Annotated in this window: 30 protein-coding genes; 14 read left to right on the plus strand and 16 right to left on the minus strand. The window is 64.9% G+C overall.

Going from position 1 to position 25660, the window contains the following annotated elements:
• The first annotated feature begins 21 nt into the window (after positions 1–21).
• Positions 22–807, plus strand: a complete 786-nt coding sequence (locus AB1285_RS02105) for a GAF domain-containing protein (protein ID WP_370428643.1) — start codon at positions 22–24, stop codon at positions 805–807.
• Between the two features lie 1500 nt (positions 808–2307).
• Here the strand turns inward: AB1285_RS02105 and AB1285_RS02110 are convergent.
• From AB1285_RS02110 to AB1285_RS02170, 13 genes are all read right to left on the minus strand, one after another.
• Positions 2308–3195, minus strand: coding sequence for a hypothetical protein (locus AB1285_RS02110; protein ID WP_370428644.1), 888 nt, complete (start codon positions 3193–3195; stop codon positions 2308–2310).
• 320 nt (positions 3196–3515) lie between these two features.
• Positions 3516–3875 (minus strand): hypothetical protein, encoded by a 360-nt coding sequence (locus AB1285_RS02115; RefSeq protein WP_370428645.1) that lies wholly within the window; start codon positions 3873–3875, stop codon positions 3516–3518.
• Between the two features lie 159 nt (positions 3876–4034).
• On the minus strand, positions 4035–5567 hold the full coding sequence (locus AB1285_RS02120) for a right-handed parallel beta-helix repeat-containing protein (protein WP_429977416.1): 1533 nt from the start codon (positions 5565–5567) through the stop codon (positions 4035–4037).
• An 89-nt stretch (positions 5568–5656) separates the two neighbouring features.
• Complete coding sequence (locus tag AB1285_RS02125) at positions 5657–8380, minus strand: phage tail tape measure protein (RefSeq protein ID WP_370428647.1); 2724 nt, start codon at positions 8378–8380, stop codon at positions 5657–5659.
• Positions 8373–8843, minus strand: coding sequence for a hypothetical protein (locus tag AB1285_RS02130; protein ID WP_370428648.1), 471 nt, complete (start codon positions 8841–8843; stop codon positions 8373–8375). The genes AB1285_RS02125 and AB1285_RS02130 overlap by 8 nt, the downstream gene beginning before the upstream one ends.
• Before the next feature lie 152 nt (positions 8844–8995).
• The gene (locus tag AB1285_RS02135; RefSeq protein ID WP_429977417.1) at positions 8996–9904 is read right to left on the minus strand and encodes a hypothetical protein; all 909 of its coding nucleotides are present in this window, start codon (positions 9902–9904) and stop codon (positions 8996–8998) included.
• A 181-nt stretch (positions 9905–10085) separates the two neighbouring features.
• Positions 10086–10223, minus strand: a complete 138-nt coding sequence (locus tag AB1285_RS02140) for a hypothetical protein (RefSeq protein WP_370428650.1) — start codon at positions 10221–10223, stop codon at positions 10086–10088.
• 214 nt (positions 10224–10437) lie between these two features.
• A complete protein-coding gene (locus tag AB1285_RS02145; protein ID WP_370428651.1) occupies positions 10438–11232 on the minus strand; it encodes a helix-turn-helix domain-containing protein in 795 nt (264 codons plus the stop codon).
• Positions 11233–11434: 202 nt separating this feature from the next.
• Entirely contained in the window at positions 11435–11836 is a 402-nt protein-coding gene (locus tag AB1285_RS02150; protein WP_370428652.1) for an Lsr2 family DNA-binding protein, read from the minus strand.
• Positions 11817–12155 carry a hypothetical protein gene (locus tag AB1285_RS02155; protein WP_370428653.1) on the minus strand — a complete coding sequence of 113 codons (339 nt, stop codon included), beginning with the start codon at positions 12153–12155 and terminating at the stop codon, positions 11817–11819. The genes AB1285_RS02150 and AB1285_RS02155 overlap by 20 nt, the downstream gene beginning before the upstream one ends.
• Positions 12155–12646 carry a hypothetical protein gene (locus AB1285_RS02160; RefSeq protein ID WP_370428654.1) on the minus strand — a complete coding sequence of 164 codons (492 nt, stop codon included), beginning with the start codon at positions 12644–12646 and terminating at the stop codon, positions 12155–12157. The genes AB1285_RS02155 and AB1285_RS02160 overlap by 1 nt, the downstream gene beginning before the upstream one ends.
• Positions 12643–12987 (minus strand): hypothetical protein, encoded by a 345-nt coding sequence (locus AB1285_RS02165; protein WP_370428655.1) that lies wholly within the window; start codon positions 12985–12987, stop codon positions 12643–12645. Before AB1285_RS02165 ends, AB1285_RS02160 begins: the two co-directional genes overlap by 4 nt.
• Positions 12984–13181, minus strand: a complete 198-nt coding sequence (locus AB1285_RS02170; protein WP_370428656.1) for a helix-turn-helix domain-containing protein — start codon at positions 13179–13181, stop codon at positions 12984–12986. The genes AB1285_RS02165 and AB1285_RS02170 overlap by 4 nt, the downstream gene beginning before the upstream one ends.
• A gap of 96 nt (positions 13182–13277) precedes the next feature.
• Between AB1285_RS02170 and AB1285_RS02175 the strand changes: the two genes are divergently transcribed.
• Both AB1285_RS02175 and AB1285_RS02180 read left to right on the plus strand, forming a co-directional pair.
• Positions 13278–13748 carry a helix-turn-helix domain-containing protein gene (locus AB1285_RS02175; RefSeq protein WP_370428657.1) on the plus strand — a complete coding sequence of 157 codons (471 nt, stop codon included), beginning with the start codon at positions 13278–13280 and terminating at the stop codon, positions 13746–13748.
• 175 nt (positions 13749–13923) lie between these two features.
• Positions 13924–14823, plus strand: coding sequence for a tyrosine-type recombinase/integrase (locus AB1285_RS02180; RefSeq protein ID WP_370428658.1), 900 nt, complete (start codon positions 13924–13926; stop codon positions 14821–14823).
• Positions 14824–14846: 23 nt separating this feature from the next.
• Here AB1285_RS02180 and AB1285_RS02185 read toward each other — a convergent pair whose 3' ends face one another.
• The 3 genes from AB1285_RS02185 to AB1285_RS02195 all read right to left on the minus strand — a co-directional run bounded on the left by AB1285_RS02185 (position 14847) and on the right by AB1285_RS02195 (position 16825).
• Positions 14847–15335, minus strand: coding sequence for a YajQ family cyclic di-GMP-binding protein (locus tag AB1285_RS02185; RefSeq protein ID WP_187662263.1), 489 nt, complete (start codon positions 15333–15335; stop codon positions 14847–14849).
• Between the two features lie 31 nt (positions 15336–15366).
• Positions 15367–16203, minus strand: a complete 837-nt coding sequence (locus tag AB1285_RS02190) for an alpha/beta hydrolase (protein ID WP_187662262.1) — start codon at positions 16201–16203, stop codon at positions 15367–15369.
• 199 nt (positions 16204–16402) lie between these two features.
• Entirely contained in the window at positions 16403–16825 is a 423-nt protein-coding gene (locus AB1285_RS02195) for a hypothetical protein (protein ID WP_187662261.1), read from the minus strand.
• 234 nt (positions 16826–17059) lie between these two features.
• Here AB1285_RS02195 and AB1285_RS02200 point away from each other — a divergent pair, with 234 nt between their 5' ends.
• The 11 genes from AB1285_RS02200 to rpsG all read left to right on the plus strand — a co-directional run bounded on the left by AB1285_RS02200 (position 17060) and on the right by rpsG (position 25601).
• A complete protein-coding gene (locus tag AB1285_RS02200) occupies positions 17060–18271 on the plus strand; it encodes a sugar ABC transporter substrate-binding protein (protein WP_187662260.1) in 1212 nt (403 codons plus the stop codon).
• Between the two features lie 72 nt (positions 18272–18343).
• Positions 18344–19948 carry a maltose ABC transporter permease MalF gene (gene malF, locus AB1285_RS02205; RefSeq protein WP_187662259.1) on the plus strand — a complete coding sequence of 535 codons (1605 nt, stop codon included), beginning with the start codon at positions 18344–18346 and terminating at the stop codon, positions 19946–19948.
• A 1-nt stretch (position 19949) separates the two neighbouring features.
• Positions 19950–20858: a sugar ABC transporter permease gene (locus tag AB1285_RS02210; protein ID WP_187662258.1), complete on the plus strand. Its 909-nt coding sequence runs from the start codon at positions 19950–19952 to the stop codon at positions 20856–20858.
• Between the two features lie 48 nt (positions 20859–20906).
• Positions 20907–21233, plus strand: a complete 327-nt coding sequence (locus AB1285_RS02215; RefSeq protein ID WP_168429038.1) for a PadR family transcriptional regulator — start codon at positions 20907–20909, stop codon at positions 21231–21233.
• 2 nt (positions 21234–21235) lie between these two features.
• A complete protein-coding gene (locus AB1285_RS02220; RefSeq protein WP_429977418.1) occupies positions 21236–21886 on the plus strand; it encodes an HAAS signaling domain-containing protein in 651 nt (216 codons plus the stop codon).
• Positions 21887–21950: 64 nt separating this feature from the next.
• On the plus strand, positions 21951–22103 hold the full coding sequence (locus AB1285_RS02225; protein ID WP_177173821.1) for a hypothetical protein: 153 nt from the start codon (positions 21951–21953) through the stop codon (positions 22101–22103).
• A 113-nt stretch (positions 22104–22216) separates the two neighbouring features.
• Positions 22217–23332, plus strand: coding sequence for an ABC transporter (locus AB1285_RS02230; RefSeq protein ID WP_370429058.1), 1116 nt, complete (start codon positions 22217–22219; stop codon positions 23330–23332).
• Positions 23333–23403: 71 nt separating this feature from the next.
• Complete coding sequence (locus AB1285_RS02235; RefSeq protein WP_232089088.1) at positions 23404–23832, plus strand: hypothetical protein; 429 nt, start codon at positions 23404–23406, stop codon at positions 23830–23832.
• Between the two features lie 49 nt (positions 23833–23881).
• Positions 23882–24529 carry a spermidine/putrescine ABC transporter substrate-binding protein gene (locus AB1285_RS02240; RefSeq protein WP_370429057.1) on the plus strand — a complete coding sequence of 216 codons (648 nt, stop codon included), beginning with the start codon at positions 23882–23884 and terminating at the stop codon, positions 24527–24529.
• Between the two features lie 227 nt (positions 24530–24756).
• On the plus strand, positions 24757–25125 hold the full coding sequence (gene rpsL, locus AB1285_RS02245) for a 30S ribosomal protein S12 (RefSeq protein WP_018187369.1): 369 nt from the start codon (positions 24757–24759) through the stop codon (positions 25123–25125).
• A 5-nt stretch (positions 25126–25130) separates the two neighbouring features.
• Entirely contained in the window at positions 25131–25601 is a 471-nt protein-coding gene (rpsG, locus tag AB1285_RS02250; RefSeq protein WP_017201608.1) for a 30S ribosomal protein S7, read from the plus strand.
• The last annotated feature ends 59 nt before the right edge of the window (positions 25602–25660 follow it).

Below are 25660 nucleotides of genomic sequence, written 5' to 3' on the forward strand. Positions count from 1 at the left end.
GGCCTGCAATATGCTGGGCGGATGCTCAGGGCCATCGGTGCAGTATTGGATCGCGTGTGGCCCCATGCGGTAGCAATCGTGGGGGCCCTAGTCTTAGCGCTCAGCCCCTTGTTTCTTGATCACCTCAGGACCTGGGGCGCCCACATCGGCGCTGACGACTGGATCGCCGCCGCAGTACTTGTGCTTGCGTCTGTCGCCGCGGGCGGCGGCGTGATCTTCGGCGCGTGGCGCTACGAGCGTGCCACGGTGCAGGGTCAAGCGGAGCTCATGGTAGCCGTCCGGTCGTCCTTGGTGCCGGCCGCTAACCACTTCATTCGCCTCCCGCGCCCGGTGACTGACGCGATGTTCGAGGACGCAATAACTGAACTCACGGCGCGTTGTCAATTGTTTGCCAAGAAGGACAACGATAGTCCGGATGCGAATGTCTACCTCCTGGAGAGAGGGCGGCTGGTCCGAGTCAACCGCTCAGCCGGCAATGCCAGGGCGGTATTCGAGACGATCGCCCGGGGGCGGCCGGCAGACGTCGTCGCCGAGGAACGGCAGGTTATCGAGCGCGTGAAGGGCGGAGTGGCAGCGATCTGTACTGACGTGCGGTCGAAGAAGCACCGTCGCGAGCTTCGACTTGCGGACGTCGAACGAAGCTACCGCTCATTCATCTCGCTTCCAATCCTTCGCGAGGATGGATCACCGCTAGGGATGATCTCGCTCAACAGCAGTCGTAAGAGAGGACTGGGCGAGCTGCACGTCCGGTATCTCACCAGTATCGCTGTGCTGGTCGCGGCGCTTGAAGCCGCGCGAGCAACTTGAAATGTAGGTCGATGTCGGTACTGTGCGGCATGATGGTAGGAGGAGGAATGACGATGAGTGCAGGTAACTACACCAAGCATGATCGCGATCGCTTCGACGAGCTTGAGCGAGAGTTCCGAATCATCCGTGACGACGAGGCTCGTCGTGTTCATGAGAACCCCTGGGGGCACCTTAAAACGGCCGCGACTCGGATCGGCTTTCAGCCGAACCCGCGGGACTAAGGCACGTTCACTGCCGCGACTGGTAGCACCCGGAACAGGGTCGCTACTACTCTGCCTGTATGACCCCCAAGACGGTGCTACATCTCGTCGGTCCCGAAGAGGTACACGAGCGCAAGGTTGACCGTTTCGACCCGGACGAGCCGCAGTACCGGAAGGTCGACGGTACTCGAGTAGAGGTCTATCACTTCAAAGGGCGAACGCAAGACGGAAGATTGATCTACGAGCTGGTCGGCACGGAGGAACGAGTAGTTCCGAGCGTCCGATCATCGTCTTAGCTCGCATCACGGGCGTTTTCGGCGCTGGGCATCCCGCCGAGGTGGTGGCGTTAGCTGGCTTCGAACAGCACGACCAAAGGCGTCTTGAAAGCTGCCCCCCCCTCTGCGGGGAGGCAGAGAGGGGACCGAGCCAGTATGCCGGTCTGACTGCCCTCGAGGCAATGAATCGTTGCGGGCTAATACTGACACTTCGGCGGAGGCGGACAACGTGCTCGGCACAGGAGCGAGGAGCAGCCCATCTCCAGTTCCCAGAGTGGGCGGCCCCTCGCCACGGTTGGATCCTTCTTTTGGCGGGTGAAAGGAACGACCTGGGCTGGGCTAGACCATGCCCAGGTCATGTTCCAGCGGTCAGCTCTTGGCTGCGACGATGATGAGCAGCACTACGATTAGCAGATATACAGCTTCCACGGTCCCGTCCTCTCTACTAGATGCGGCGCTTGCCGATCCGAGAGAGGACGAGTAGAATCAAGGTTGAGAGTTTGATTCACTTGTTCCTTCGGGAGCAAGCCTGGACGGCCCCACGTTCCTACACGGGGGGCCGTCTTCTATTGTACCTCATGGGGAAAATGTGATATTGTGCGCATTTTCTTGAGTATGGAGCGGGTTCCCTCGGCCGGAGAAAGGACATCTGGCCGTGGTTTCTCGAGGGCTCTCTGCGAGCGTAAAGCTGAGTATCGCGTTGGATGCGATCTGTTCGCGCAACAGGTACACGACTGACCCGGCGCTCGTGCTGGACGAGCTCAGGGCAGCGGCCGGCGAACGCGTAGACGTGCTCGCTGAGGCGGTAGGCACATGGGTTGGCTACTTCGAGGGTGAATACACGGCGACGTTGTGTGCGGCCCTGAGAACCCTCCCCGGCCTTGAGCCTTGGATAGCCGTGGGTCAGCATCGCCGGTCACTCCCAGACCCCAGTACACCGGCGGTTCTTGGGCACGGTCAGGCCGCTGCTCTGCCCCTGTACATCACCACGAACTAGAGAGGTCTTCCGTCGTCGGAGTCCTCGGTTACCGGTCCCGACTCCAGGGGACCCCGCGTTCGTCGTCCGTCGAAGGTTCAAGCTGCCGGATCTCGATTCCAGCCGCCGCCGAGCCCTTCCAATACATCGCCGGCAGGTAGATGAGTGCGCTGTCGGGATCGAGTGTGTTCTTCTCGAAGTAGAGCGCCATTGGGGTGTTCGCTGAGTCTGGCTTCATGCCGGCGATCGGAAGCGCCCATCCGTCTATCGGAACGCTGACGCGCGGCATGCTGGAGAAGAGGATGGATTCTCCGACTCCACCGCGGCTCTTCCCGGCGACGCGGCGCATCATCTCGATCACCGGTCCAGCGATGAGCAAAGGATCACGGGAGTTGGCCTTCAGGGCGATCCGGACTTGTCGGTCCAGGCTCTGACGCTCCACTTCGGGTACATCCCATCCGATCGTGAGAACGTGGTGACGTTGATTGCCTAGCCGCATCTTGCGACCCAGGAACGTCCCGTTCACTCGTCGCGGATCAGGCACCCCCGCCCGGTTCATGCAGTTCGAGAGCAGGATGCCGACCGGAATGAACTTGCCATCCGGGCGACGCCGCAAAAAACCCGCGGCAAAGAACGAATGTGGCTGGCCGCTCAGTGACGGCGTGCGGTCGAATACCTCTTGAATCCGCTTCTGGAGTTCTCCGATCATGTCGGCCGTGTCGACTCGGCTGATAGTCTCGCCCAGCCATAGCTCCATGCTCTTGCCTTCGATGACAGCCACCCCGGTGAAGCCCATCAGCAGGTGCCCACCCAGCACAAAGCACTTCATCGCGGAGTCTTCGAATCGCTCTGTTCTCGTGCCATGGCGCCAGGTGACGCGTCGATCAGATGCCATGACTACGTACTCATCCGTCAGCACCGCGGTGATGAGCGTCATGTGGGATCCTCTACGATCCAAGTGTCGCTGCAAGAGCGAAGTGAGACCTCGGCCATGGCGCGAGCATATTGGCCTTCCGATCACCGTGGGATGCCTGTGAGGCCCTAGACTTCGACTCTCGGTCACTGGGGTCGGGCATAACTGAAGAATCGGGGAAGTCATGAGTCGACAGTCGGAACTCGCGCTCGAGGCTGAGCACGCGCAGGACGAAGAGCTCGGATACGAGGAGCACGAGCAGCTCGCCGACGAGCCCTGCTAACCAAGTGATGGTTGAGGACAACACCCCTGTCTGACTTGCGTCGGGCAGGGGTGCTGTCGCTCTACATCGCCACCGAGGATGCGACACGGTTTTGAGCCTTGCGCTCCTTACGCGAATCGAGCGCAACTGCTCCCACGACGAACGCGGCCATGCCTATCACCGTCAGCACGACGCACAGAACGATCCCGCTGATGGACGGACCGACCGCGTCTCCGGCTGGACCGACCGCATCAACCATGGTGTCGATGATCGATACGATCGCGGCGCCGAGCGAGAGGACCGCTAGGGTCCATTGCGCAGCTTCGAGCATTGACCCTGCGGGCAGGATCTCCTTGCTGAGGAGGAGGTGGGTCACCATCGCACCGATCGCAAGGAATGAAGCGAGGGCGCCCATATAGGTCATGAAGAAGCTGACGTCCATGTGCGCAACCCTAGTGGGACTCCAAGTTCCTACCGCGGTCCGCTGAAGACTCTGGCGCGCCTCGTGATTTACCGACCCGGCGCCGTTAGGTCGGCGCCGGCTCGAATGCGGGCCGCCCTCTGGTCGCAGATTTCAGACGGGGGTCCGAGCGGCCTATACCTAGAGGGTGATGCCGTAGTTCCTCAACGCCGCGATAGCCGCGTCTAGCGCGGTCTTCAGCGCGGTCATCTGCGTCTGGTCGTATGTCGCTCCTGGTGCAGGCGGTGCGGTGATCGCCGCCGCCCGAGCCACCGGAACCGCACCATACGCCGACGACCGGAGCGCGGCACTGTTCACGACCGGAGTCGCCGCGAGAGACCACTGGTTGCCGCCGCCATCGTGCTGAGTCGATGAGGCGTTACAGCGGATGCCCTCGTTGTTGACTCGTGTCGCCGTCTTTGTCCCGCGGACGAGTTCGGTGCCCGTCACAAGGATTGAGTTCGGGGACGAACGAACGTAGACAGCCGCGCAGATACCGGACACGTTCGAGTAGACGTCCTCCACAACGTTGCTCGCGATCTGGGTGCCCACGTTCCCGGCGATCACATGGATGCCTGCGACCGCGCACCGAACAAGTGTGTTCACTGCGATCTTCAAGCTGCTGGTGCGGTCGATTGCGATTCCGCCCCAGTTGTTGCCCGCGCTTGCAGTGTCGCCCCCTGTGTCAATGACGCGGTTGTCGACGATGGAACCGGTCGCGTACTCGGTGGCGGTTCCGATGAACCAGATGCCTGCCGAGTTCGACCCGTCCCCGGCGCCGACGACAGTGTTGCCGGTCACCTTCACGCCCAGGGGTGCGTATGTGGATACGCCGCTGTTGTTGCTAGAAGCGACGACAGCGATACCGACGAGGCAGTTCCGGACCGTGTTCCCGGAGAACTCAATGTTCTCCCCACCGTGGGTATCCAGCCCCTCCCAGAGCGGAACCCCGTCGATCGTCATACCGTTCACCACGATATTGCGGGAACGAGGGAACGCTGACAGTTCACTTGGTGAGTTCGTGCGACGGGATGCGGTGATGCCGTAGGAGTTCAGGAACCCGGCCGGCTGCACGACGTTCGCGATGGTCCCGCCGCGGATGACTCCGTTCGCACACGATGCGAGCGAGATGCCTGCATACGCGATGCCTGCGATGCTCACATCCTCGACCTGGAAACCGTCGCAAAACTCGAGGTAGACCCCGTACTCGCTGAACTGTGTGATCTGCGGCTTCAAAACCCGAAGGTCACGGATGGCCGAACCCAAGGTGCCCACCGCCGATATCCCTCGACCAGTACCCGCCGTGTTCCCTCCCGTACCGACAAGCACCGGACCGTCAAGGGTGACGCCCGAAGCGGTTACGGTGACCGCAGCGACGCTTGAGACGCTGGTGGTGATCTGGGCGCCCTGTGTGAAACGGATCGTGCACGCTTTGTCCACGGTGAACGTTGTGCCTCGCTCGTGGGTGCCGCGCACTTCAAGCACTCCGCCGGATGGTGTCGCCGCCAACGCGTCTTCGAGCGACGCATAGTTCGTGTCCACGACGAAGGTGCGCGCTTCTACTCTTGAGCCAAGCTCGCTCGAGACATCGTCAACGTCCGCTGCGATCCCCTGACGCACGGGCTCGGGGAGGCGGTAGTCCGAGTCATCTACTGCTACAAGTCGATTGACCATAAGTAGGTACTCCAATCATGAGTCTGTCGGAAGAAATGAGAAGGGCCCGTGTCACCGACAACTGACACGGGCCCTGAAAGACGGAGGGGCTAGAACCGAACACCACCACGCGACCACGCCTTCGACGCGGCATCGTAGGAACCGATACGGCCGTCGATGATCCGCGCGAGACCATCCCCGCCGATCTCCAACGTCCCCGAGATCGACATGCCCTCAAGCGACAACGACTGAGGTGCCGCTGCTTGGACAACGAAGGGCGTTTGCGAGGGAACCCAGGTGGTCTGCTGCTGGGACAGACTGTGCCCCGCAGCAGCAAGTTCCCCTCGCCACTTCTCGATTGCCGAGTGTCCGCCTGCCGCGTCGACTTCATCCGCAGGGATGACGTGCTCGCCAGGAGCCAGCAGGCGGAGCTCGGAGTCCTTGCCCTTCGGCCCACGACCACGAACCGGACCACCCGCCGACATCCCAGGTGCCTTCAACACCGTGCCCACACCAACCGTCGACACCGGGATGTTGAAGTGCGTACGAACCGCCTCATTCAACCGACTAAGAATCCCGTTCAAGTTCGCGTGCGCCTGAGACGTGTCCGCCAGAACCTTGATCTGCCGCTCAGTCGGAATCGCATACACCTTGTCCGCCAACGCGACAGCCTGCGCACGAGTCGCACCCATCTGCACCGCAGAGTTGATCAAAGCCTCACGGCCCTCACGCATCCGCGCCGTATACGCCTGGGTCGAACCATCAAGCTCGAACTGTGCAGCAGCCGCAGCCTGCGAATCAGACGCAAGCCCAACAAGCATGTCCATGTTCGCCCGGCCGGCCTCAGTCGAGATATCCAGACCAGCCGCACCGTTCGCGATGGCATCGTTCACCGCCGCCAACGTCTCCTGGTACCGGATATTCGACGTGATGGAGTCCTGCCCGACACCATTCGCGGCGTTGATCGTGTCGATCAACTGAGTCAACTGGCTCTCGAGCGCCTCCACCGCGTCGACCTGCGCAAGGTACGTATCTGCGGCGGTCTCAGACTGCGCCTGTGACGTCGAAGTTGCCTCCGCCTCCTGCCCCTTCAACCGGATGGCTTCATCGATTGCGCCGTTCTGCTTCTGAATCCCGCCGATCATCGCCTCGAGCGCCGCACGGGCCTCGTACGCGTTCATCCCGGTCTCCTCCTGGATACGGTTGAACGCCTCCTGGTCGCCGTTCAGAGCGTCGTAATAGGTACTGAGCTCGTCGATCGCATCCGCGTTTTTCAACGCCGCATCCGTGACCACATCAGCCCCGACACCCAGCTTCTCCGCCGCGTCGAACGCCGACTGCCAGTTGAACGTCAGCAGCTCGCCGCCCTTCTGCAACTCGTCAATGGCCGTGGACCGTGCAGCGTCGGACAGCTTGTTCGTGCCGTCCTCGATCGAGTCCGCGTACGCCTGAGCTCGCGCCTGCGCCTTCTGATGCTGGGAGGCGAGCTCACCCACGATGAGGAACAACCCACCGAGAGCGAGACCCGCGGCGCCGGCTGTCAGACCGATGCCCTTCATCGTCCAGGTGGACGCCTCCACCGTCGCCTTGAATTCGAGCCACTTCGGAACGGCGAGGAAAGCCGCGCCACCAGTAAGGGCCACCGCAGCCGCAGCCCCACCCAGAGCCATGACCGACGCTTGAACCGGTTCCGGCAGGTCGTTGTACATGCCGATCAGGCCTGTGAGCGCCTGCACCATTGTCCGGAGTGTGTCATTGGCGGTCGAGCCTGTATCGATCAGAGCGGTCTCAAAAGCACCACCGAGTGCTTCGACATCGCCCTTGAGGTTATCGAGCCGCATAGCCGCCGTGGAGGCCGCGTAGCCCTGGTCATTGACCTCATCAGTCCACTTCTCGATCCCCTCCGCCCCCTGCTGGTACAGGACCGTCGCGGCACGCACAGCATCAGCACCGAAGATCGTCTTGAGAGTTGCGTTTTGCTGCTCCGTCGACAACCCCGACAGGCCCTCCTTGAGCCGCCCCGCGTACTCCGACAGCCCGAGGAAGTTCCCCTGGGCGTCGTACGCCTGCAAGTTGTACTTCTCCATCAGCGCCGCCGCCTGAGCGGACGTCGGATTCAACGCCTGCAGCATGGTTTTGAACGACGTACCGGCATCCGACCCGAGAAGACCGGCCGACGCGAACGCCGCCAGACCCGCCGTCGTCTCTTCAATCGAGAGACCCGTCTGCTTCGCGACAAGCGCCGACTGATTTAACGCCTGCGACAAGTCGGTGACGTCACCCATCGCCTTGCCGGCACCAGCGGCCAACAGGTCCGCAACATGCGACATGTCCGAGCCCTCAAGGTTGAACTGCTGCAACGAAGTAGCCGCTATCCCCGCCGCCGTCGCAACGTCCAAACCGCCAGCAGCCGCCAGATCCAGAGCACCCGCCAGGCCACCGCCGAGGATGTCCTTCGTCGACACACCCGCCTTCGCAAGCTCCTCGATCGCCTGAGCAGACTCCGTGGCCGAGAACACCGTGGACTCGCCGGCATCCAAAGCCGCCTGGCGCAGCAGATCCATGTTCGCTGCGGTCTCATGCGTCGCCGCTTGCACGTTCGACATCTGCGCATCGAAATCCATCGACGCCTTCACCGCAACCGCCAGGCCAGCAGACAACACCGCCCCCATCGCCACCCCAGCGGCCCCAAGCTGATTGAAAGCCTGCTTCTTCTGCGCCAGCTTCTCCGCCTCCGTGCCCACCGTCGCGGTCGCATTCGCCGCGTCACGCATCGACTTCTCAAAGTCCGAAACCACCGCAGAAAGACGGACCTTAACCACCCGCTCAGGCATCAGCAGCCTCCTCCTTCTTGCGGGCCAACAGCGCCTCGCGCCGCTGCTGCGGCTCCCACACATTCAGGCCCCACACCGCCATCCGGAACTCCTTCTGATCCTCAGGCGGCATCTGCGGGTACAGCTCCGGCCACACATACACCGCCTGCTTCTCCCGCACCCGGAACAAGTCGTCCACCTCGCCATCAACGACGAGCGTCACCCCCGGGTAGTTCTTGGCAACGAGGTCCAAGTTGAACCACAACGGCATATCCACTGCCACACCCGGGCGAGGCGCAAACCGGTCAGCGAGCTCACTGAACTCGCTCGGATGCATGAACGGCACCCGGAACGACGCCGGCCTGTCACCGAACACGGTCTCCACCTCAACCGGCCCAACCTTCTCGTAATACGCCTCAGCCTCAGCCACCAGCTCCTCAGCCATACGCTTCTGCTTCTCAATCAGCGTCTTCAAATCCGTCATCGGAAGTCCTTTCAGTCCTAAAAAGCGCGTAGTTCCGCGGCTCGAAGGTAAAAAAACGGGATAGCTGCGCACGTATAACGTGGACGGCTATCCCCGGCGACCTGCATAGAGGGGGCAGGAGTCACCCCCACCCCCTCTTTGCCGGCTCAAGGTCAGTTCTGGAACGCGCGTGCCACTGCCGCCTCGACGAGAGCGGCGTCGTTGGCGTTCCTCGGGGTGATGTGCTCTGGTGCTTCTTGTGCGCGGGAGTCCACCCCGAACCGCTTCAGTACGTGCGGGGACGGCGCGGGGATGTCACCTTCGATGAGTTCCGCGTTGTCGTTGTGCACCATCTGCGCGAGGACACCGAGTACGTGTGTGCGGGTAGTGAGCACAGTCCCTGCCTTGTGTCCGCCGAGGTCCCTCAGCAGGCGGACCGCTGTGATGCTTCCGATTGCACGACCTCGGGTGTCGAAGCTTGGCAGGTTGGCTGGGTCGATGGCCATGTGAGCGCTGTCGCTGTGCTTCTGCGTTGTGTGCCGGATGTGGCCAGCAACGGATCCGATCGTGGAGACGCGGCCACCGCCGATCGTGATGGTTGTTCCGGTCGGGCCTGCCGACTGGATGTGAACCTCGTCGCCGTTGACGGTGAGCCCCGTATCCGGGATGCCGAGTTCCCGAAGTCGAGAAACCCAGGCAGCGATCGCGCTGTTGCGGGTCTCGTTGGCGGTGGTGATGTCGGCGAGTGCCTGTCGGAGCCGGGTGATGGCGTCTTCGATGGGAGTGGTCGTGAGAGCCGGGTCGTCGAGGAGTTCAGCGACCGCGTCGGCGATGGTGTTCCGGTCGGCGAGGTTGTTGAGTTCGGCTTCGGCGGCGTGACGGGCTGCGTCTACTCGCATGGTGGCGAGGTTGAGGCGGTCCGTGTGTGCTGCGAGTGTTTCGGCGCCGAGGTTGCCGGCGAGGGCGGAGGCCTTGAGCGTGTCGGTCTGCGCGGTGAGGTTCTCGAGTTCGGCTTCGGCGGCTTCGAGTGCTTCTGTCCGAGGGGATCGCAGGTCGATGGTGTGCTTCTGAATCTTCGTCATCTTGTGTGTCCTGTTCATTCGTTGTGGTCCGGGCACTCGTTCGTCCAGTGCCCCGACTTGTTCGTGGATACCCATCCATCGGCATGTGCTTCTCGGATGAGTTCGTGGTGTGCGAGCCGTTCGGTGGTTGCGAATACGGCGTCGCACCCGGCTTCGTCGCAGAGGACTGCGGCCCGGATGGTCACTGGGTCTCCTTTGGGGCGTAGAGGCCTGGTGCGACCTTCTCCATGTCCTCGGGCGCGTACAGTCCCGGTTCGGTCTTGTTGAGGCCGGCAGGGTCTCTGAGCCCGGTTGCGGGGTCGTCCTCGTTGGTGTTCATTGGTTGCTCCTTTCGAAGTGCGGCCGTCCAGTCGCGCGTGGGATGCCTGTGTCCCGAGGCTTCGAGTTGTGAGTAGTAGCGGCTCAGTTCGCGGGCGAATGCGAGTGGGTCGTCCCATGCGCTGCTTAGTGCTCGGAAGTTGAGTGGCTTCGGGGCTGCTGCGCCCATCGGGTTCTCCCTTCTTTGAGTTGCGGTCCGGACGCCTCGGGTCGGTTCATGCGGCTTCTCCGGTCAGGACGTTGTCGGGGATCATCCCGCCGTCGGCCCACTTTTTGCCGCGCTCGGTTAGTTCCGCGTAGGCGGGCGTCCCGTACTCCGGTCCGGTGTAGTCGTCGTTCCTGCCAACGTTTGAGTAGAAGCGGCCGATGAGCTCGCGTGCGTCGTCTGAGCTCAGTACGCGCCATTCGGCTTGAGTGCGGTCACTAGGCGTTTTGCCTGTGAGGTGAATGTAGAGGTCGGACAGAAGCCACCATTGCGCTTCTGTTATCCCCAGGTCGCTGAACTCGAATGCGTCGTTTTCGACGCTAAGAGTCTTCTTCAATGGATCTTCTTGTAATGGTTCTTCTTCCCCAGTCACCGTGACACCACCCCACCAGTCACCCTGAAAGGGGGGTACTGTCACCGTGGAACCACCCCAGTCACTGTGACTGCCATTCGAAACGTCATCATGCGGTTCGGGCGGCAAGTTATCCACAGGGTCGTCCTCGATGAACTTGACCGGTGGGCGCTTCGGCAACGCGACCTGATAGAGGTTCGAGTCGTTCCGTGAATCGCCGATCATCCGCCGCGTCACCGTCACGAGACCTTTATCGACCAAGCGCTTGCGGGTACGGCGGACCGTGCTCTCCGACATCCGCGCTTCCTTGGCCAGCAGGCTGACGCTCGGGAAGCAGATCCCCTTCGAGTTCGCGCGGCTCAGCATCGCGATGTACAGCAGCAATTCGTTGCCGTCGAGGTATTCACTCTCCCTGATCAGCCAGTGCGGGAGCTTCGTGAACAGATCGGTCATCGTCACCTCCCTTTGACCGCTGCCGGCTGGCTGCGTTCCGTTCGCGTGCTTCGTGAAACTCCTTCATGCGTCTCTCGAACGCGCTCTCCTTCTTCTGAGTGGTCATGTGGTCCCCTTCCCCAGGGTCTGTGTTCAGTTGAAACGGACGGTGCCCCTCATCGCTGGGGACAAGGGGCACCGGATTAGGGCACGAGGCGGTCCGTCAGGCAGCAACGTTCCGCATCCAGCCCTGCACAAGGAGTGCTTCGGCTGCCTCTCGGACGGAAGGAGAACCGCCGACATGCTGTGCGATCGCGTCCGCGAGCTCGTCGCGTAGCCTGAGCCACGCAGCCAGAGACCGTGGCTCTTCGCGCCGCTGTTCGTCCGCTGGTGGCTCGAAGCTCAAACGGCCGGTGCCCACCATCTCTGCTTCGACCATGTCGTCAGCGAGGGCGAACAGATCCGGACGGGAGTTGCGCGCTTGCAGCTCGGTGCCCATCTCCGGGTGGGCTTCCAGAAAGCTCTCTCGAACATGACGTGCGATGTTGCCGGTTTTCGAGACGGGGATACCGTTCGTGCGAGCCCAGGCCCGCACAACTCCACGGTCAGGCTTGGTTTCGACCACGGTTCCTCAACTCCTTATCCCTGGCCTGCATCGTGGCGACCTCGTCAGCGAAGAGCGGGTCGTTCAAGAGCTCGGCGCGGAAGCGCCGGTAGTTGTCGGGGAGGGCGCGTAGGGTCTCGACGACGCTCTCGTATTCGGTGTCGATCTCCCCGGGCTCATCGATCCACCACTCGTCCCAGTCGGGCATCCAGTTGCTGATCGGTGTTCCGTCGGTCTGGACGGCCAACAGCATCCCGTGCCCCAACTCCCGCGTGTGATAGCTGATGTCGTCGGCGTGGATCTTGGCGGGCGTATCGCACCAGCCGAACCGGCAGGCCATCAGATGTCCAGCCTCTGCAACTCGGCGTCGACCTGAGCGGGCCGCCGCAACAACTTCGGCTCTGCTCGCAACAACAACGCAGCGGCCACGAGGTCTTCTGCCACGTCCATCGCCCAACGTGCGACGTCCGGGTCTTGGTCGGCGCGAAGCTCCGCACGGATATAGAGGTTCGGCATGCCGTTGTCGCAGAGCTCGACGCGGCCGTCCGGGTGGAGGCGTCCCCCGCCGTAGAGCTCGACATCCCGGATGGTCCGAGAGAAGGAGAAGACAGTCCCCTCCACCTCGTCTTCGATGTCCAGGAACTCGAGCTCCTCGGTCCACGAGGGCGCCGCTGCTGACACCTCGGGGTGAGCCCGCAGGTAGGTTGCCGAGTACTCGTCCCAGCCGGGATCGCGGCGGGTTGGGGGCGGAGTTGCCGCTGTGCTCTCCGCCCCCGCTGCCAACAAGGTGCGGTTGGCGCGCGCATCTGCGATACTGGTGTTACCAGTCATTTTCGGTTCCCTTCGATGTGACTTCGACCGTCGCCCTGTTGCAGCAGGACGGCGGTTTTCTTTTTGGGTCGGCTAGTGCCGGATCGGTAGGACTCGCGTTCTACCTCGATCAGATTGGCTATGTGTTCGTCGATGGTTTGGCGGGCCTTCTCGGGACCGAAGATCCGCAAGGCGTCTCGGGCGAGCCGAGCCATTTGGCCGGTTGAGGTGCCGATGCACACCAACAAGCCGCTGTCATTGACGAATGACATTCCGTGACGTTCTAGTTCGTTCATCGCGTAGACGATGAGCCTGTCAACGTCGCGCGGGTCCAACTTCGCCCGCTTGGCGGTCTGGGTCATCCTGCGTCCGTGAACCCCGCTTCGATGAACTCGTTGAGGCCCGAGCGGCGGACAAGTCGACGACCGGCGATCTTGCCGGACTTGATCTGGTTCGTGTGGATGAGCCATCGAACCGACGCGGGCGTGCGTCGGGTCAGTTCGGCGACCTCCTCGACCGTGAGCAGTTCAGGCTCCGGCAGTGCGGTGAGGGTCATGCGTTCTCCTTCCATCAAAATTGTGGCGTGCAAACAGTATTGCATAGCCCCCAACGATTCTGCAACACCCCCACACTTGTGTGGGAGACTCGATATGTGGAACACACTGAAGAAGCCGCTTTCGCCCAAGCCGTCCAGAGACTGCGGGAAGACCGCGGGTGGAGTCAGGGCGAGCTGGCGCGCCGAATGGTCGCCGCCGGGTGGCCCAGCTACTCACAGATGACCGTGAGCCGAACCGAGAAGCTTGAACGTCCGATCCGTCTGAACGAAGCCCTCGCTCTCGCCCGGGTCTTCAATGTGACCTTGCCTCTGATGATCAGCGGTGGCGATGGCGGGCCCGAAGCCCTCGCTGCGCTCCGAGATGTGAGAGGTCAACTGCTTGCCGCCAACAGGAGTTTCAAGATTGGCGCCGAGTCGGCGGACGAGGTTCTCAGCAGTGTTCGCCGAATGCGGGAAGACGGCCGAATTCCGCCGGACTCCCCATATGCGGAGTGGATCGCGGAGTTGGAGGGCGATATCTACGACCTTCTAGACGGTGGAGATGGGACTAGGCGTGTCGAGCATTAAGCAGAGGCCTAACGGGGTCTGGCGCGCGCGCTACCGCGATCAGAATGGCAGGGAGCACTCAGCGCATCGGAAGACGAAGCGCGAGGCTCAGAGGTGGCTAGACGAGCAGACGGCCGCGGTGGTGACGGGGCAGTGGGCGGATCCGGCTGCCGGTCGCGTCTCCTGGGATGAATGGGTGTCGTCGTGGATGGCGATGCAGGTGTGGGCGCCGGGAACCCATAGCGCGGCGCTGACGGCGGTGGAGTCAGTACCGTGGCGTCGCCGCTCGATCCGCGATATCAAGCAGGCCGATGTGCAGGGCTGGGTGGCTGTCGAGCGGGATCGGGGGTTGGCCGCTTCGACGATCCGCACCCGACTGAACTACGTGCAGATGGCGTTCCGGGCAGCGGTCGACAATCAGGTGATCGCCCGCAACCCTGCATTGCGAGTTAAAACGCCACGGAAACAAAAGGCCGAGACGGCTATCAAGATCCTGACTTCAGATCAGGTGGCGGCAGCACTCGAGGCGGCGGGGGAGTTCCGCCTGTTCGTTGCAGTGTGCGCTTTCGCGGGCTTGCGGTTGGGCGAGGCCGCGGGGCTACAGGCGGGCGATATCGACGTCGACCGGGGAACGATCGCGGTTCGTCGGCAGGTGCAGGGCACATCTGTTCCATCCACCAAGGTGGCACCGCCGAAGGCGGGTTCGGAGCGCGAAGTGTTCGTGCCGCGGGAGCTCGTCGAGATGCTGGCACGTGAAGCACGCGTCTCATCTGATGCCTTCCTGTTCCGAACCCCGCGCGGGCACCTGTACAACCGGAACAACGCTGGACATGAGTGGCGCAAGGTCCGTGAAGCTCTTGGCCTCGACGAAGGGATCACGCTGCACGCACTCCGTCACACCTTCGCGTCGAACCTGATCGCGTCAGGCTGTGACGTGGTGACTGTGCAACGCGCGCTAGGGCACTCTCAGCCGTCGATCACGCTCGATGTCTACAGCCACCTGTGGCCGTCGGCGGAAGACAAGACGCGTTCCGCGACGGCCACATTCATGGGTGAAGTGCTGGGGATTGCGGACTCCCTGCGGACTCGCGACTAAGAACCCCAGGTCAGAGCCAACCCCTACCGGTAGTTGATGAACTGCAGATCGATGTCGAGGTCGCTGCCCTTGAGGAGCGCGATCACGGACTGAAGGTCGTCGCGGCTCTTGGACTGCACGCGCAGCTCGTCGCCCTGGATCTGGCTCTTCACGCCCTTGGGGCCCTCATCGCGGATGATCTTGCCGATCTTCTTCGCGTTCTCGGACGAGATGCCGTCCTTCAGGCTCGACAGGATGCGGAACTCCTTGCCGCTGGCGAAGGGCTCGCCCGAGTCGAGGCTCTTCAGCGAGATGCCGCGCTTGATGAGCTTGGACTGGAAAACGTCGAGGACGGCGTTCGCGCGCTCCTCCGTGTTCGCGGTGATGAGGATCTGCTCGCCGCTCCAGGCGATCGAAGCGCCGGTCCCCTTGAAGTCGTAGCGCTGCTCCACCTCTTTGCGCGCCTGGTTCAGGGCGTTCTCGGCCTCCTGGCGATCCACTTTCGAGACGATGTCAAAGGAACTGTCAGCCATTGGGCCAGTCTATGACGGGTCGGCCCGCTGGTCAGGCCCATAGCCATCGCAAGGCATCGGGGAGCAGAACGCCGCCATGATTTGGGCTGTGGCCGCCATCGCCGACGACCAGGCGGAAGTCGTACCCCGCGCGGGCCAACGCCGCGCCGGTCTCAAGGCCCTCCGCGAACCAGTTGTCTGTCGTCGAGTTCCAGTTGAGGTCGCGATGAGCAGCGTGGAGAAAGACTCGTGTCGCGCGAGCCTCGAATTGGGTGAGCAAGTGCGGGTACGGGTTCCCGCCCGGCATCTGTGCGAAGCTCGGGTTGAACGCGATCACCCGGCCGATGGCGTCCGACCGAGTCCACGCCGCGGTCATCGCGGCATTGCCTCCGCTGCTTCCGCCGCATATTCCGCGTGCCATGGGGTCAGTCGAGATCACTGCGCGTGTCGCTACGAGTGGGAGTATCTCGTCGATCAGCATCGTCGCGTAGCGATCGTCGAACGCGTCGTACTCGACGTTGCGGTTCTTGATCGGCCCTCCTTCGGAGGCGACGACACCTGGGTCTACGAACACTCCGATCAGTTGGGGTATCGCTTTGGCCGCTGCGAGATTGTCCAAGACGATCGCGGCGCGAACGCTCAGCTCCGGGTCGAGATACCACCAGCCGTCGTTGAAGAACATGACGGCGCTCGCACGCGATGGGTCATGGCCGGCTGCGCGGTGGATCCAGATCTTCCGGGTGGTCCCCGGGAAGACGACGCTTTCATGGGTGATCTCTTCGACACGGCCAGCGGCCACGCCGGCGCGCAGCTCGGAGTCCGGCCCGTACTCGTAGGTCACATCGGTCTGGGAGGCGGGCAAGGCGGCGAAAGGGAGTTCGTAACCCATGCCCCGAACGTAGACCGTATCCGCGGGTGTGCGGAAAGTCCCGTGGGCGAGGCACGACTTCCTCCTTCTGCCCGGCGTTACCGCCGTCATCCGCGACGGCGAGCAGTTCCTGCTGGCCTGGCACGCGCACTCCGGCGCGTGGAGTCTGTTCGGGGCCGGCGCGCGCTGGCCCTCTGGCTCCCGCCCGGGCCGGGGCCCGCTAGCTTCCGGTCGTCGTGTAGACGTTGTCGGACACCCGAGTCATCCCGTCTGGAGCAGGCGCGTCGTCGGGGACCACGGTGAACGTGCCCGTGACGCCTCCGATCGAGAAAGGGGCCCCGTTCCCACCGCACCCGATCACCCACGTGTCAGCGTCGACGTAGGCGAGGAGACACGCTGCGGCATCGTCACGAGCGCGAGCGAGCCACAGGGACGTCCCGTCGCCTTCTCCGACGAACCGGGCTGTCGCCTGGTCCACGTCGTCCCACGCGTAGCCGGGCAGATCGGCAGGAACCTCGTCCCGTGCCTCGGCTTCGCGATCGAGCACGGAGTATGCGCCTCCCGCAGCCGTGCACCCGCTGAGTGCGACCGTGGACAGGATGACGGCGAGGGCGGCGGCAGACGGTCGAACGTGGAATCCCATCCGGCGATGCTCTCGCAGATGAGCCCCATGCGGAACCCTGCAGACTCTGCCGCGGAGCCTCGAGAGGTCTGACCTCCGGCCGATATGGAAGCGTTTTCATAACGCGTGCCTCGCGTCGGGCCGATCACAGGTTGATATCAGCGCGTTCGCGGATTGTGATCGCCTCTCGAAACGATACATACTGTAAGCGCTTGCAGTCTTGCAGGCGCTCAGCACTGAGAGAGGCACACACCAATGAAGGTGAACAAGAGGGGCATGGTCGCCGCGGGCGCCATCGCCATCGTTTCGGCTCTGACGCTCGCCGGCTGCTCGACCGGCTCCGGCGGCGACGACTCTTCCTCCGGTGGAGACAGCGGCGGCACGCTGACCGTCTGGGTCGACGCCGAGCGGGTCGACGCGCTGCAGGGCGCGGCGGACGCGTACCAGGAGAAGACCGGTGTCACGGTCAAGCTGGTGGGGAAGTCCGTCGACGACATGAAGGACGACTTCATCCAGCAGGTCCCGACCGGCAAGGGCCCCGACGTGGTCATGGGCGCTCACGACTGGCTCGGCGAGCTCTCGACCAACGGTGTCGTCGCGCCGATCGAGCTCGGCGACAGCTCGGAGGACTACCTCCCCGTCGCCCTCCAGGCGGCGACCTACGAGGGCACCGTCTACATGCTTCCGTACGCCGTCGAGAACATCGCCGTGCTGCGCAACGCCGACCTCGTCCCCGAGCCCGCGACGAGCTTCGACGACATGGTCTCGAAGGGCACGTTCGTCGTGGAGCAGGGCGCCGAGGGCAACCCGTACCACCTGTACCCGTTCCAGACCGCCTTCGATGCACCGGTCTTCGGCACCGACGACAGCGGCAGCTACGACCCCACCGACCTGCAGCTCGGCAGCGAGGGCGGCTTCGCCTTCGCCGACTGGCTGGGTGCGCAGGGCGCCGCAGGCACGCTGAACACCGACATCGACGGCGAGATCGCCAAGCAGCAGTTCCTCGACGGCACCGCCGCCTTCTGGCTGACCGGTCCGTGGAACGTGGGCGCGGCCACCGATGCGGGCATCAACGTCGAGATCGACCCGATCCCGAGCCCGACGGGCGAGACGGCCTCGCCGTTCGCCGGCGTCAAGGGCTTCTTCGTGAGCGCCGAGTCGAAGAACAAGGTCGCCGCGAACGACTTCCTCGTCAACTACCTCGGCACGGAGGACGTGCAGCTGGAGCTGTTCACGGCCGGCAACGTCCTCCCGGCCCTGACAGCGGCCGCGGACACCGCGGCGTCCGACCCGATCATCGCCGGCTTCCAGGCCGTCGGTGCCGACGCGGTCCCCATGCCGGCGATCCCCGCCATGGGTGCGGTCTGGCAGTTCTGGGGTGTGGCCGAGGCCGCCATCATCAACGGCGAGGACCCGCAGGCGACGTGGCAGAAGCTCGTCGACGACGTGACCGCCGCGATCGAGTAACGGCCGACCAGATGACGACCCTGCCGGGGCGGGCCGCCCAGCCCGCCCCGGCAGGACCATGACGAGGACGACATGACAGACACCGAAGAGCGCACCGCGCCCCCCACGCCTCGGCAGCGCCAGGCGGCGAAGATCGCCGAGGCGGCCTCCCGACCGATCGGGTGGATGCTGCTCAAGATCCTGTTGCTGGCCATCGTGGACGCGATCGCCGTCTACGCCGTGTTCGTGCTGCTCGTGCAGCGGGAGTGGCTCGTGCTCGGCCTCGTCGTCGCGGTGACGGTCGTCGTCAACTACATCTACTTCTCCCGCAAGCGCATCGCGGCGAAGTACCTCACCCCCGGCATCATCTTCCTGGTCCTGTTCCAGGTCTTCACGCTCCTCTACACGGGCTACATCGGCTTCACGAACTACGGCACCGGCCACAACGGGAGCAAGGAGCAGGCGATCTCGTCGCTGCTCGCCTCCGCGCAGGAGCGCGTCGAGGACTCTCCGACGTATCCCGTCACCGTGGTGGAGCAGTTCGGAACCTACGGCCTCCTCGTCACGGATCCCGAGGACGGCGACGCCCTCCTCGGCACCGCGGAGCAGCCCCTCGCCGAGGTCGACGCGCAGTTCGAAGGTGGCAAGGCCGTCGCCGTCGACGGGTGGACCACGCTTCCGCTCGCCACCGTCTTCACGCTGTCGGAGGAGCTGGAGCAGCTCTCCGTCCCGTTCAGCGACGATCCCAATGAGGGCAGCCTCCGCGCCCCTGACGGGCAGAACGGCTACCTCTACGTCTCGACGCTGGCGTACGACGCCGATGCCGACACGATCACGGACACCGCGACCGGCACCGTCTACAGCGACACCGGCGACGGCGCGTTCACCGCCGAGGACGGCGAGCAGCTGCTGCCCGGCTGGCAGACGACGGTCGGCGTCGACAACTTCGTCCGCGCGGTGACCGACGAGTCCATCCGCGGCCCGCTCATCTCCGTCACCGTCTGGACCTTCGTCTTCGCGCTGGTGTCCGTCGCGACGACCTTCTTCCTCGGCCTGCTGCTCGCGCTGGTCTTCAACAACACCCGGATGCGCTTCCGCAACGGCTACCGCATCATCCTCATCCTCCCGTACGCCTTCCCCGCGTTCCTCTCCGCGCTCGTCTGGGCCGGGATGATGAACGAGAGCTTCGGGTTCATCAACCAGGTGCTGTTCGGCGGCGCGGCCATCCCGTGGCTCACCGACCCGGTGCTGGCGAAGGTGTCCGTGCTGCTGGTGAACCTCTGGCTCGGCTTCCCCTACATGTTCCTCGTCTGCATGGGGGCGCTGCAGGGCATCCCGGAGGACGTCAACGAGGCCGCCGTGATGGACGGCGCGAACCCGTGGCAGGTCTTCCGCCGGATCAAGCTGCCGCTGCTGCTGGTGACCGTCGCGCCGCTGCTGATCTCGTCGTTCGCGTTCAACTTCAACAATTTCAACCTGATCTACATGCTCACCAAGGGAGGCCCGCGCTTCAGCGATGTGTCGATCCCCGTGGGCCACACCGACATCCTGATCTCGATGGTCTACAAGGTGGCCTTCACCGGACAGACCCGCGATTACGGGCTTGCCTCCGCCTTCACGATCCTGATCTTCGTCGTGGTCGCGACGATCTCGATCATCAGCTTCCGCAAGACCAAGGCCCTCGAGGAGCTGAACTGACATGAGCACCGTCCGCAGCACCGCCACAGCCCGCCGCACCGCCCCGCCGCGTCGCTCGTTCGGCGCCTGGTTCGCCGACACCGGATGGCGCCACCTCGTCGCCATCGTGGTGAGCGCCTTCGCCCTCTTCCCGCTCCTGTACGTCGTGTCGGCGTCGCTCAACCCGCAGGGCACGCTCACGGGGTCGAACCAGCTCTTCTCGGCCATCGGGATCGACAGCTACGTGCGCATCCTCAGCGACCCGCAGAACCCGTATGGAACGTGGTTCCTGAACACCCTGCTCATCGCGGTCGTGACCGGAGCGGTGACGGTCTTCATCGGAGCCTGTGCGGCATATGCGTTCTCCCGCATGCGCTTCGCCGGGCGCCGCGTGGGACTGGTCACCATCGTCGTGGTGCAGATGTTCCCGCAGCTGCTCGCGGTCGTCGCGATCTTCCTGCTGATGTCGACGCTGGGGGACTGGTTCCCGGCGATCGGCCTGAACACGCATACGGGGCTGATCCTGGTGTACCTCGGCGGCGCGCTGGGCGTGAACACGTACCTCATGTACGGGTTCTTCAACACGATCCCGAAGGAGATCGACGAGGCCGCCCGCATCGACGGCGCGGGGCACGCGCGGATCTTCTTCACGATCATCCTGCGCCTGGTCGCCCCGATCCTCGCGGTCGTCGGTCTGCTCTCCTTCATCGGCACGGTGAACGAGTACGTGATCGCCAGCGTCATGCTGGTCGACGTGGATCAGCAGACCCTCGTCGTCGGTCTGACCAAGCTGGTGGCCAACCCCCGCTACGCCGACTGGTCGGCCTTCTCCGCCGGTGCGGTCATGGCGGCGATACCGGTGATGGTGCTGTTCCTCTTCCTGCAGAAGTACATCGTGGGCGGTCTGACCGCGGGGGCGACCAAGGGCTGATCTCGCACCGTTCGATGCTAGCGTGCGTCACATGCTACCTTGTGAGGCATGACAGCTGACGTCGGGGCGCAGATGCGCAAAGGAGTGGTAGAGTACTGCGTGCTCGGCTTGCTCTCGCGTGAGCCCATGTACGGCTGGCAGCTGTCGGAGGCACTCACCGGAGCCGGGCTGATCGCCAGCATCGGCACGCTCTACCCGCTGCTCGGGCGCTTGCGGGACAACGGCTGGGTGACGACGTTCGACCGGCCGTCCGAGAGCGGTCCGGCGCGCAAGTACTACCGGCTCACGGATGCCGGTATCGATCAGCTCGCGCGCTTCCGGGCGCAGTGGGCGCCGTTCGCCCGTGCCGTCACGGGCATGGTGGGGGAAGGATGACCATGACCGAGAAGACCGCAGCCGAGCTGCGTGACGACTACCTGGCCCGGCTCGACGAGGCGATGCGCGGACTTCCGCACGGTGTCGCCTCCGACATCCGTGGCGGGATCGCGGAGGAGCTCGACGGGCTCGACGCGGCAGCGACCGCGGAGCGGATCGACCGCCTGGGAGATCCGAGGGGGATCGCCCGCGAGGCGGAGGACGAGGTGCCGACGGCGCCGCCCCCCGTGCTCCCCGCGCCCGCCCCCGCGCCCTCGGCTCCGCGCACGCCGACGACCGCGACGCGGGGTTTCGCGATCGCGGCCGCGCTCACCCTGAGCTTCGGCGGAATCGTGGTGCCGGTCATCGGCTGGTTCGTGGGCGCGGTGCTCGTGAGCCTCAGTCCGCTGTGGCGCACGTGGGAGAAGGCCGTCGCGATCCTGGTGCCCTTCGTCGCCACCGGGCTGTCCTTCGTGATCGCCTCGACGATGACCGGATTCTCCACCGGATCGGCGTCCGGCAGCTCGAGCGACGGCGACGTGATGTCGGAGGTGGTGAACCCGCTCGTCCCCGCTTTCGGCGAATGGCACCTCCTCCTCCTGCTGGGCGGACTGTTGGTACCGATCTCGGGACTCTGGCTGCTGTGGCGGATGCGCGGCCGCGGCACCCGCTGAGCGACACCACCTCGACGCGGCGTTGCTCCGCACCCGCGCGGGAGCTGGGGCCTACGGTGGGACCATGGCGCGAGTGGGGGGACGAAACCTCGGGATGAGCTGGTTCGCCGGCATCGTGTGCGCAGGGATCGTCGCCGGACTCGTCTGGCTCTCACTGCCGATGGTGCCGATCCTCGCGCAGTTCGCCGGAGACGCCCTCCGCAACACCTTCCCGTGAATCGCGCAGACCCGCGGAAGCACGCGTATGGCGACACGTCGGCACGCCTAAGGAAGCGTCGGGAGCCGCGGCGGTAATCTCGCACTGCACATCCCCGATGAGAGGCGCACCCCATGAGTGATCCCGAGGCTCGTCAGCCCGAGAAGTCGAACGACGTCGACGACGTCGTCGGCAGCGCGAACGCCGGTCTCGACGCCGCGGCGGCGGCCCGCGGAGATGTCCCCGGCCACGCCGACGACGCACGTGCGGATGACTCCCGCGCCGCAGACACCACCGCGGCCTCCTCCGAGCCTGCGGCCGACCAGGACGCGACGCGTCAGGAGCCCGCCGTCGACCCCGATCTCGCCGCGTTCGAGGCCGCCGAGCGGGACCACCCCGGTACTTTCAGCTCCGCTGCCCCGGCGCCCTCGCGCACCGACGGCGACCGCTTCGACGCCGATGGCCGTGAGGCGGGCCTCCGCGACGCCGACCGCCGCGATGCGACCCCGGAGACCTCGCTGTACGCGACGCCGGAGACCTCGCTGTACTCCACGCCGAGCACTCCCGCGCACGAGGAGTCGGCCATGGCCGGCGCAGCCTACGCGTCGCACGCCGACGACACCGACACCAGGATCGTGCCGTCCGAGCCGCTCACGAACGGCGCGGCCGCCGCACCGCAGCAGCCGCAGCCGATCTTCGTGCAGGCACCGGAGCCGCCGCGCGAGCGCGGCAACCGGGGCACCGCCGGCGCGATCGGCCTGCTCGCCACCGTCGCCTTCGCGCTGCTCTACCTCGCCACCACGCTCGGCCTCGGCGCCCTCGCCGGCGACGTGAACGGGGAGAACATCGGCGAGGCGCTCGTCGCCCCGCTGCTCACCTGGGGGTTCTGGACCCCGGTGGTCGTGTTCTTCCTCGGCTTCTGGCTCCTCGGAGCCATCATCAACCGCGGCCGCTGGGGCCTGTGGGTGGTGTTCGGCATCGTTGTCGGGCTCATCGCCTACGCCGGGCACATCCTGGGTCAGCTCTTCGAGGCGCCCTTCTGGAAGCTCACCGCATCGCAGGGTCTCGAAGTCGCGGGGGAGCAGCTGTTGGCCCCGCTCGCCATCGCGGCCTTCGTCTTCGCCCGCGAGCTCACCATCTGGTTCGGCGCCTGGGTAGCCCGCAGCGGTGCCCGCAAGACCGAGCTGAACGAGGAGGCGCAGCGGGAGTACGAGCGCACCCTCGAGGCCGGTCCCACCCTGTCGAGGTAATCACGAACACCACCACACCGAACCCCCGCGGGCCCGAGTCCGCGGGGGTTTCGGCTGTCCTCGCGGCGGTGATGGCCACCATCGCCTTCTTCGCCCTCGCCGTCTTCGGTCTCGGTGCGCTGAGCGTCGCCACCGACCGGGACATCATCGGCGTTCCGGGTCTTGGCCAGGTGCCCGGAGTGTCGGGCATGGTCGCGGCCGTGGTGGTCTTCGCGCTCGTCCTCTGGGCGACGGTGCGACGAGGGCATGCCTCCTTCGGCTCTGCTCCGGTGATCGCCCTGCTCACGGCGCTGGTGCACCTGATCACCGTCTGGATCGCCGTGCTCGTCGCGACGAGCGATGTGGTCGTGGCCACGGCCGTCGCCGGCGACCTCGTCCGCGGTGGCGCGAGCATCGTGCTCCTCGCCGCGGCGGCGGTGGCGGCGTGGGGCGGCATCGCCCTCCGCCGGACGAGGTCGGCGCAGCCGCGATGGCCGTGGGAGCGCGACGAGGAGGGGTGACACCCCGCAAATCCGCACGGTGAGCGGCGACGCGCCGTACGCTGGTGGGGTGGAGCGCTCATTGGAGACGCAGGTCGACCAGACCGTCGAGGCCTGGTTGCGCTGGGTGCCGCGCTGGGAGCCGGCGACGCACCGCGGCCGCACCGCGCCGTGCCGGCGCTGCCTCGGCTCGCCCATCCTCGCCGCCGCAGGCATCGCGGGCACCACGCCGCATGGCGTCCAGCACGGCCTGTCGACGCGCATCAAGACGATCGTCGACCACGCGGTCGCGGAGTACACCGCGCGCAACCTGCCGACCCTGCAGCGCGAACTCGATCAGCAGGCCGCGCGCAACCGGGCTCGCAGCTACCGGCCGACGGAGGACCTCGATCCCGAATTCGAGGGCATGCCGCTGGATCCGGAGCCGGTGCCGGGCGCCCCCTTCCTCTTCACGATCGCCGGTCTCGCCGACGATTCGGCCGCCGAGTTGCCGCCCCTGCCCCCGCTGTCGGACGAGGCGAAGACCGCTCTGCGACAGGAAGTCGCCTTGGCGGACGAATACGCGAACCTCGTCGGGCGCGAGATCTGCGGGATCCTGCTCCGACACCGGATCACGATCCAGGCGGCGGTGTCGCGGCACGTCGAGCCGCAGATCGAAGCGCTCCTGGCCGAGCTCACGGAGTCGCTGGACTCGCCGTTCGACCCCGACATCCCCTGACTTCAGGCGGCGCCGCGGAGCGCGACCGTCATTTGACCGTCAGGTTACGCGGCATTACACTTGATCAGGTGTGTGCACGTCCTGACGTGCGCGCTGGGCGTCGGCACCTCGCCGGTCCGCCCCCACGGCATACCCACCACACCAAAAGCTCGTCGGTTCCGGCGTGCCGGTGGGTCATGATGTGAAACCCATCACGCTGTCACCGTGCAGCACTATGAGGAGAGAACGTGCCAACCATTCAGCAGTTGGTTCGCAAGGGTCGCTCGCCCAAGGTCACGAAGACCAAGGCACCCGCGCTCAAGGCGAACCCGCAGCAGGCCGGGGTCTGCACCCGCGTCTACACCACCACCCCGAAGAAGCCGAACTCGGCGATGCGCAAGGTCGCTCGTGTGAAGCTCCGCAACGGGACCGAGGTCACCGCGTACATCCCCGGTGAGGGCCACAACCTGCAGGAGCACTCCCTGGTGCTCGTCCGCGGCGGTCGTGTGAAGGACCTCCCCGGTGTGCGTTACAAGATCGTCCGTGGTGCCCTGGACACCCAGGCCGTCAAGAACCGTAAGCAGGCTCGTTCCCGCTACGGCGCGAAGAAGGGTTGAGTTAGATGCCTCGTAAGGGTCCCGCCCCCAAGCGCCCCGTCGTCAACGACCCGGTCTACGGCGCACCGATCGTCACCTCGCTGGTGAACAAGATCCTCGTCGACGGCAAGAAGTCGCTGGCCGAGTCGATCGTCTACGGCGCCCTCCGCGGCGTCGAGGCGAAGAACGGCCAGGACGCCGTCGCCACCCTGAAGAAGGCGCTCGACAACGTGCGCCCCACGCTCGAGGTCCGCAGCCGCCGTGTCGGTGGCTCGACCTACCAGGTTCCGGTCGAGGTCAAGCCGCACCGTGCGAACACCCTCGCGCTGCGCTGGCTCGTGAGCTACGCCAAGGGTCGTCGTGAGAAGACGATGACCGAGCGTCTCCAGAACGAGATCCTGGACGCGTCGAACGGCCTGGGTGCCGCGGTCAAGCGCCGTGAGGACACCCACAAGATGGCCGAGTCGAACCGCGCGTTCGCTCACTACCGCTGGTAACCCCTTCGACGGGCTCAGGGACCCTTCCGCGTTCCTGGGCCCGTCGCACCCCCTCTTCG

This window comes from Microbacterium sp. NRRL B-14842 (assembly GCF_050470785.1).

Bases quoted from the DNA above. Each gene is read 5' to 3' on its own strand.
- AB1285_RS02105 (WP_370428643.1), top strand. From the start codon at position 22: ATGCTCAGGGCCATCGGTGCAGTATTGGATCGCGTGTGGCCCCATGCG.
- AB1285_RS02110 (WP_370428644.1), bottom strand. From the start codon at position 3,195: ATGACGCTCATCACCGCGGTGCTGACGGATGAGTACGTAGTCATGGCA.
- AB1285_RS02115 (WP_370428645.1), bottom strand. From the start codon at position 3,875: ATGGACGTCAGCTTCTTCATGACCTATATGGGCGCCCTCGCTTCATTC.
- AB1285_RS02120 (WP_429977416.1), bottom strand. From the start codon at position 5,567: ATGGTCAATCGACTTGTAGCAGTAGATGACTCGGACTACCGCCTCCCC.
- AB1285_RS02125 (WP_370428647.1), bottom strand. From the start codon at position 8,380: ATGCCTGAGCGGGTGGTTAAGGTCCGTCTTTCTGCGGTGGTTTCGGAC.
- AB1285_RS02130 (WP_370428648.1), bottom strand. From the start codon at position 8,843: ATGACGGATTTGAAGACGCTGATTGAGAAGCAGAAGCGTATGGCTGAG.
- AB1285_RS02135 (WP_429977417.1), bottom strand. From the start codon at position 9,904: ATGACGAAGATTCAGAAGCACACCATCGACCTGCGATCCCCTCGGACA.
- AB1285_RS02140 (WP_370428650.1), bottom strand. From the start codon at position 10,223: ATGAACACCAACGAGGACGACCCCGCAACCGGGCTCAGAGACCCTGCC.
- AB1285_RS02145 (WP_370428651.1), bottom strand. From the start codon at position 11,232: ATGACCGATCTGTTCACGAAGCTCCCGCACTGGCTGATCAGGGAGAGT.
- AB1285_RS02155 (WP_370428653.1), bottom strand. From the start codon at position 12,155: ATGGCCTGCCGGTTCGGCTGGTGCGATACGCCCGCCAAGATCCACGCC.
- AB1285_RS02160 (WP_370428654.1), bottom strand. From the start codon at position 12,646: ATGACTGGTAACACCAGTATCGCAGATGCGCGCGCCAACCGCACCTTG.
- AB1285_RS02165 (WP_370428655.1), bottom strand. From the start codon at position 12,987: ATGACCCAGACCGCCAAGCGGGCGAAGTTGGACCCGCGCGACGTTGAC.
- AB1285_RS02170 (WP_370428656.1), bottom strand. From the start codon at position 13,181: ATGACCCTCACCGCACTGCCGGAGCCTGAACTGCTCACGGTCGAGGAG.
- AB1285_RS02185 (WP_187662263.1), bottom strand. From the start codon at position 15,335: ATGGCTGACAGTTCCTTTGACATCGTCTCGAAAGTGGATCGCCAGGAG.
- AB1285_RS02190 (WP_187662262.1), bottom strand. From the start codon at position 16,203: ATGGGTTACGAACTCCCTTTCGCCGCCTTGCCCGCCTCCCAGACCGAT.
- AB1285_RS02195 (WP_187662261.1), bottom strand. From the start codon at position 16,825: ATGGGATTCCACGTTCGACCGTCTGCCGCCGCCCTCGCCGTCATCCTG.
- AB1285_RS02200 (WP_187662260.1), top strand. From the start codon at position 17,060: ATGAAGGTGAACAAGAGGGGCATGGTCGCCGCGGGCGCCATCGCCATC.
- malF (WP_187662259.1), top strand. From the start codon at position 18,344: ATGACAGACACCGAAGAGCGCACCGCGCCCCCCACGCCTCGGCAGCGC.
- AB1285_RS02210 (WP_187662258.1), top strand. From the start codon at position 19,950: ATGAGCACCGTCCGCAGCACCGCCACAGCCCGCCGCACCGCCCCGCCG.
- AB1285_RS02215 (WP_168429038.1), top strand. From the start codon at position 20,907: ATGACAGCTGACGTCGGGGCGCAGATGCGCAAAGGAGTGGTAGAGTAC.
- AB1285_RS02220 (WP_429977418.1), top strand. From the start codon at position 21,236: ATGACCGAGAAGACCGCAGCCGAGCTGCGTGACGACTACCTGGCCCGG.
- AB1285_RS02225 (WP_177173821.1), top strand. From the start codon at position 21,951: ATGGCGCGAGTGGGGGGACGAAACCTCGGGATGAGCTGGTTCGCCGGC.
- AB1285_RS02230 (WP_370429058.1), top strand. From the start codon at position 22,217: ATGAGTGATCCCGAGGCTCGTCAGCCCGAGAAGTCGAACGACGTCGAC.
- AB1285_RS02235 (WP_232089088.1), top strand. From the start codon at position 23,404: ATGGCCACCATCGCCTTCTTCGCCCTCGCCGTCTTCGGTCTCGGTGCG.
- rpsG (WP_017201608.1), top strand. From the start codon at position 25,131: ATGCCTCGTAAGGGTCCCGCCCCCAAGCGCCCCGTCGTCAACGACCCG.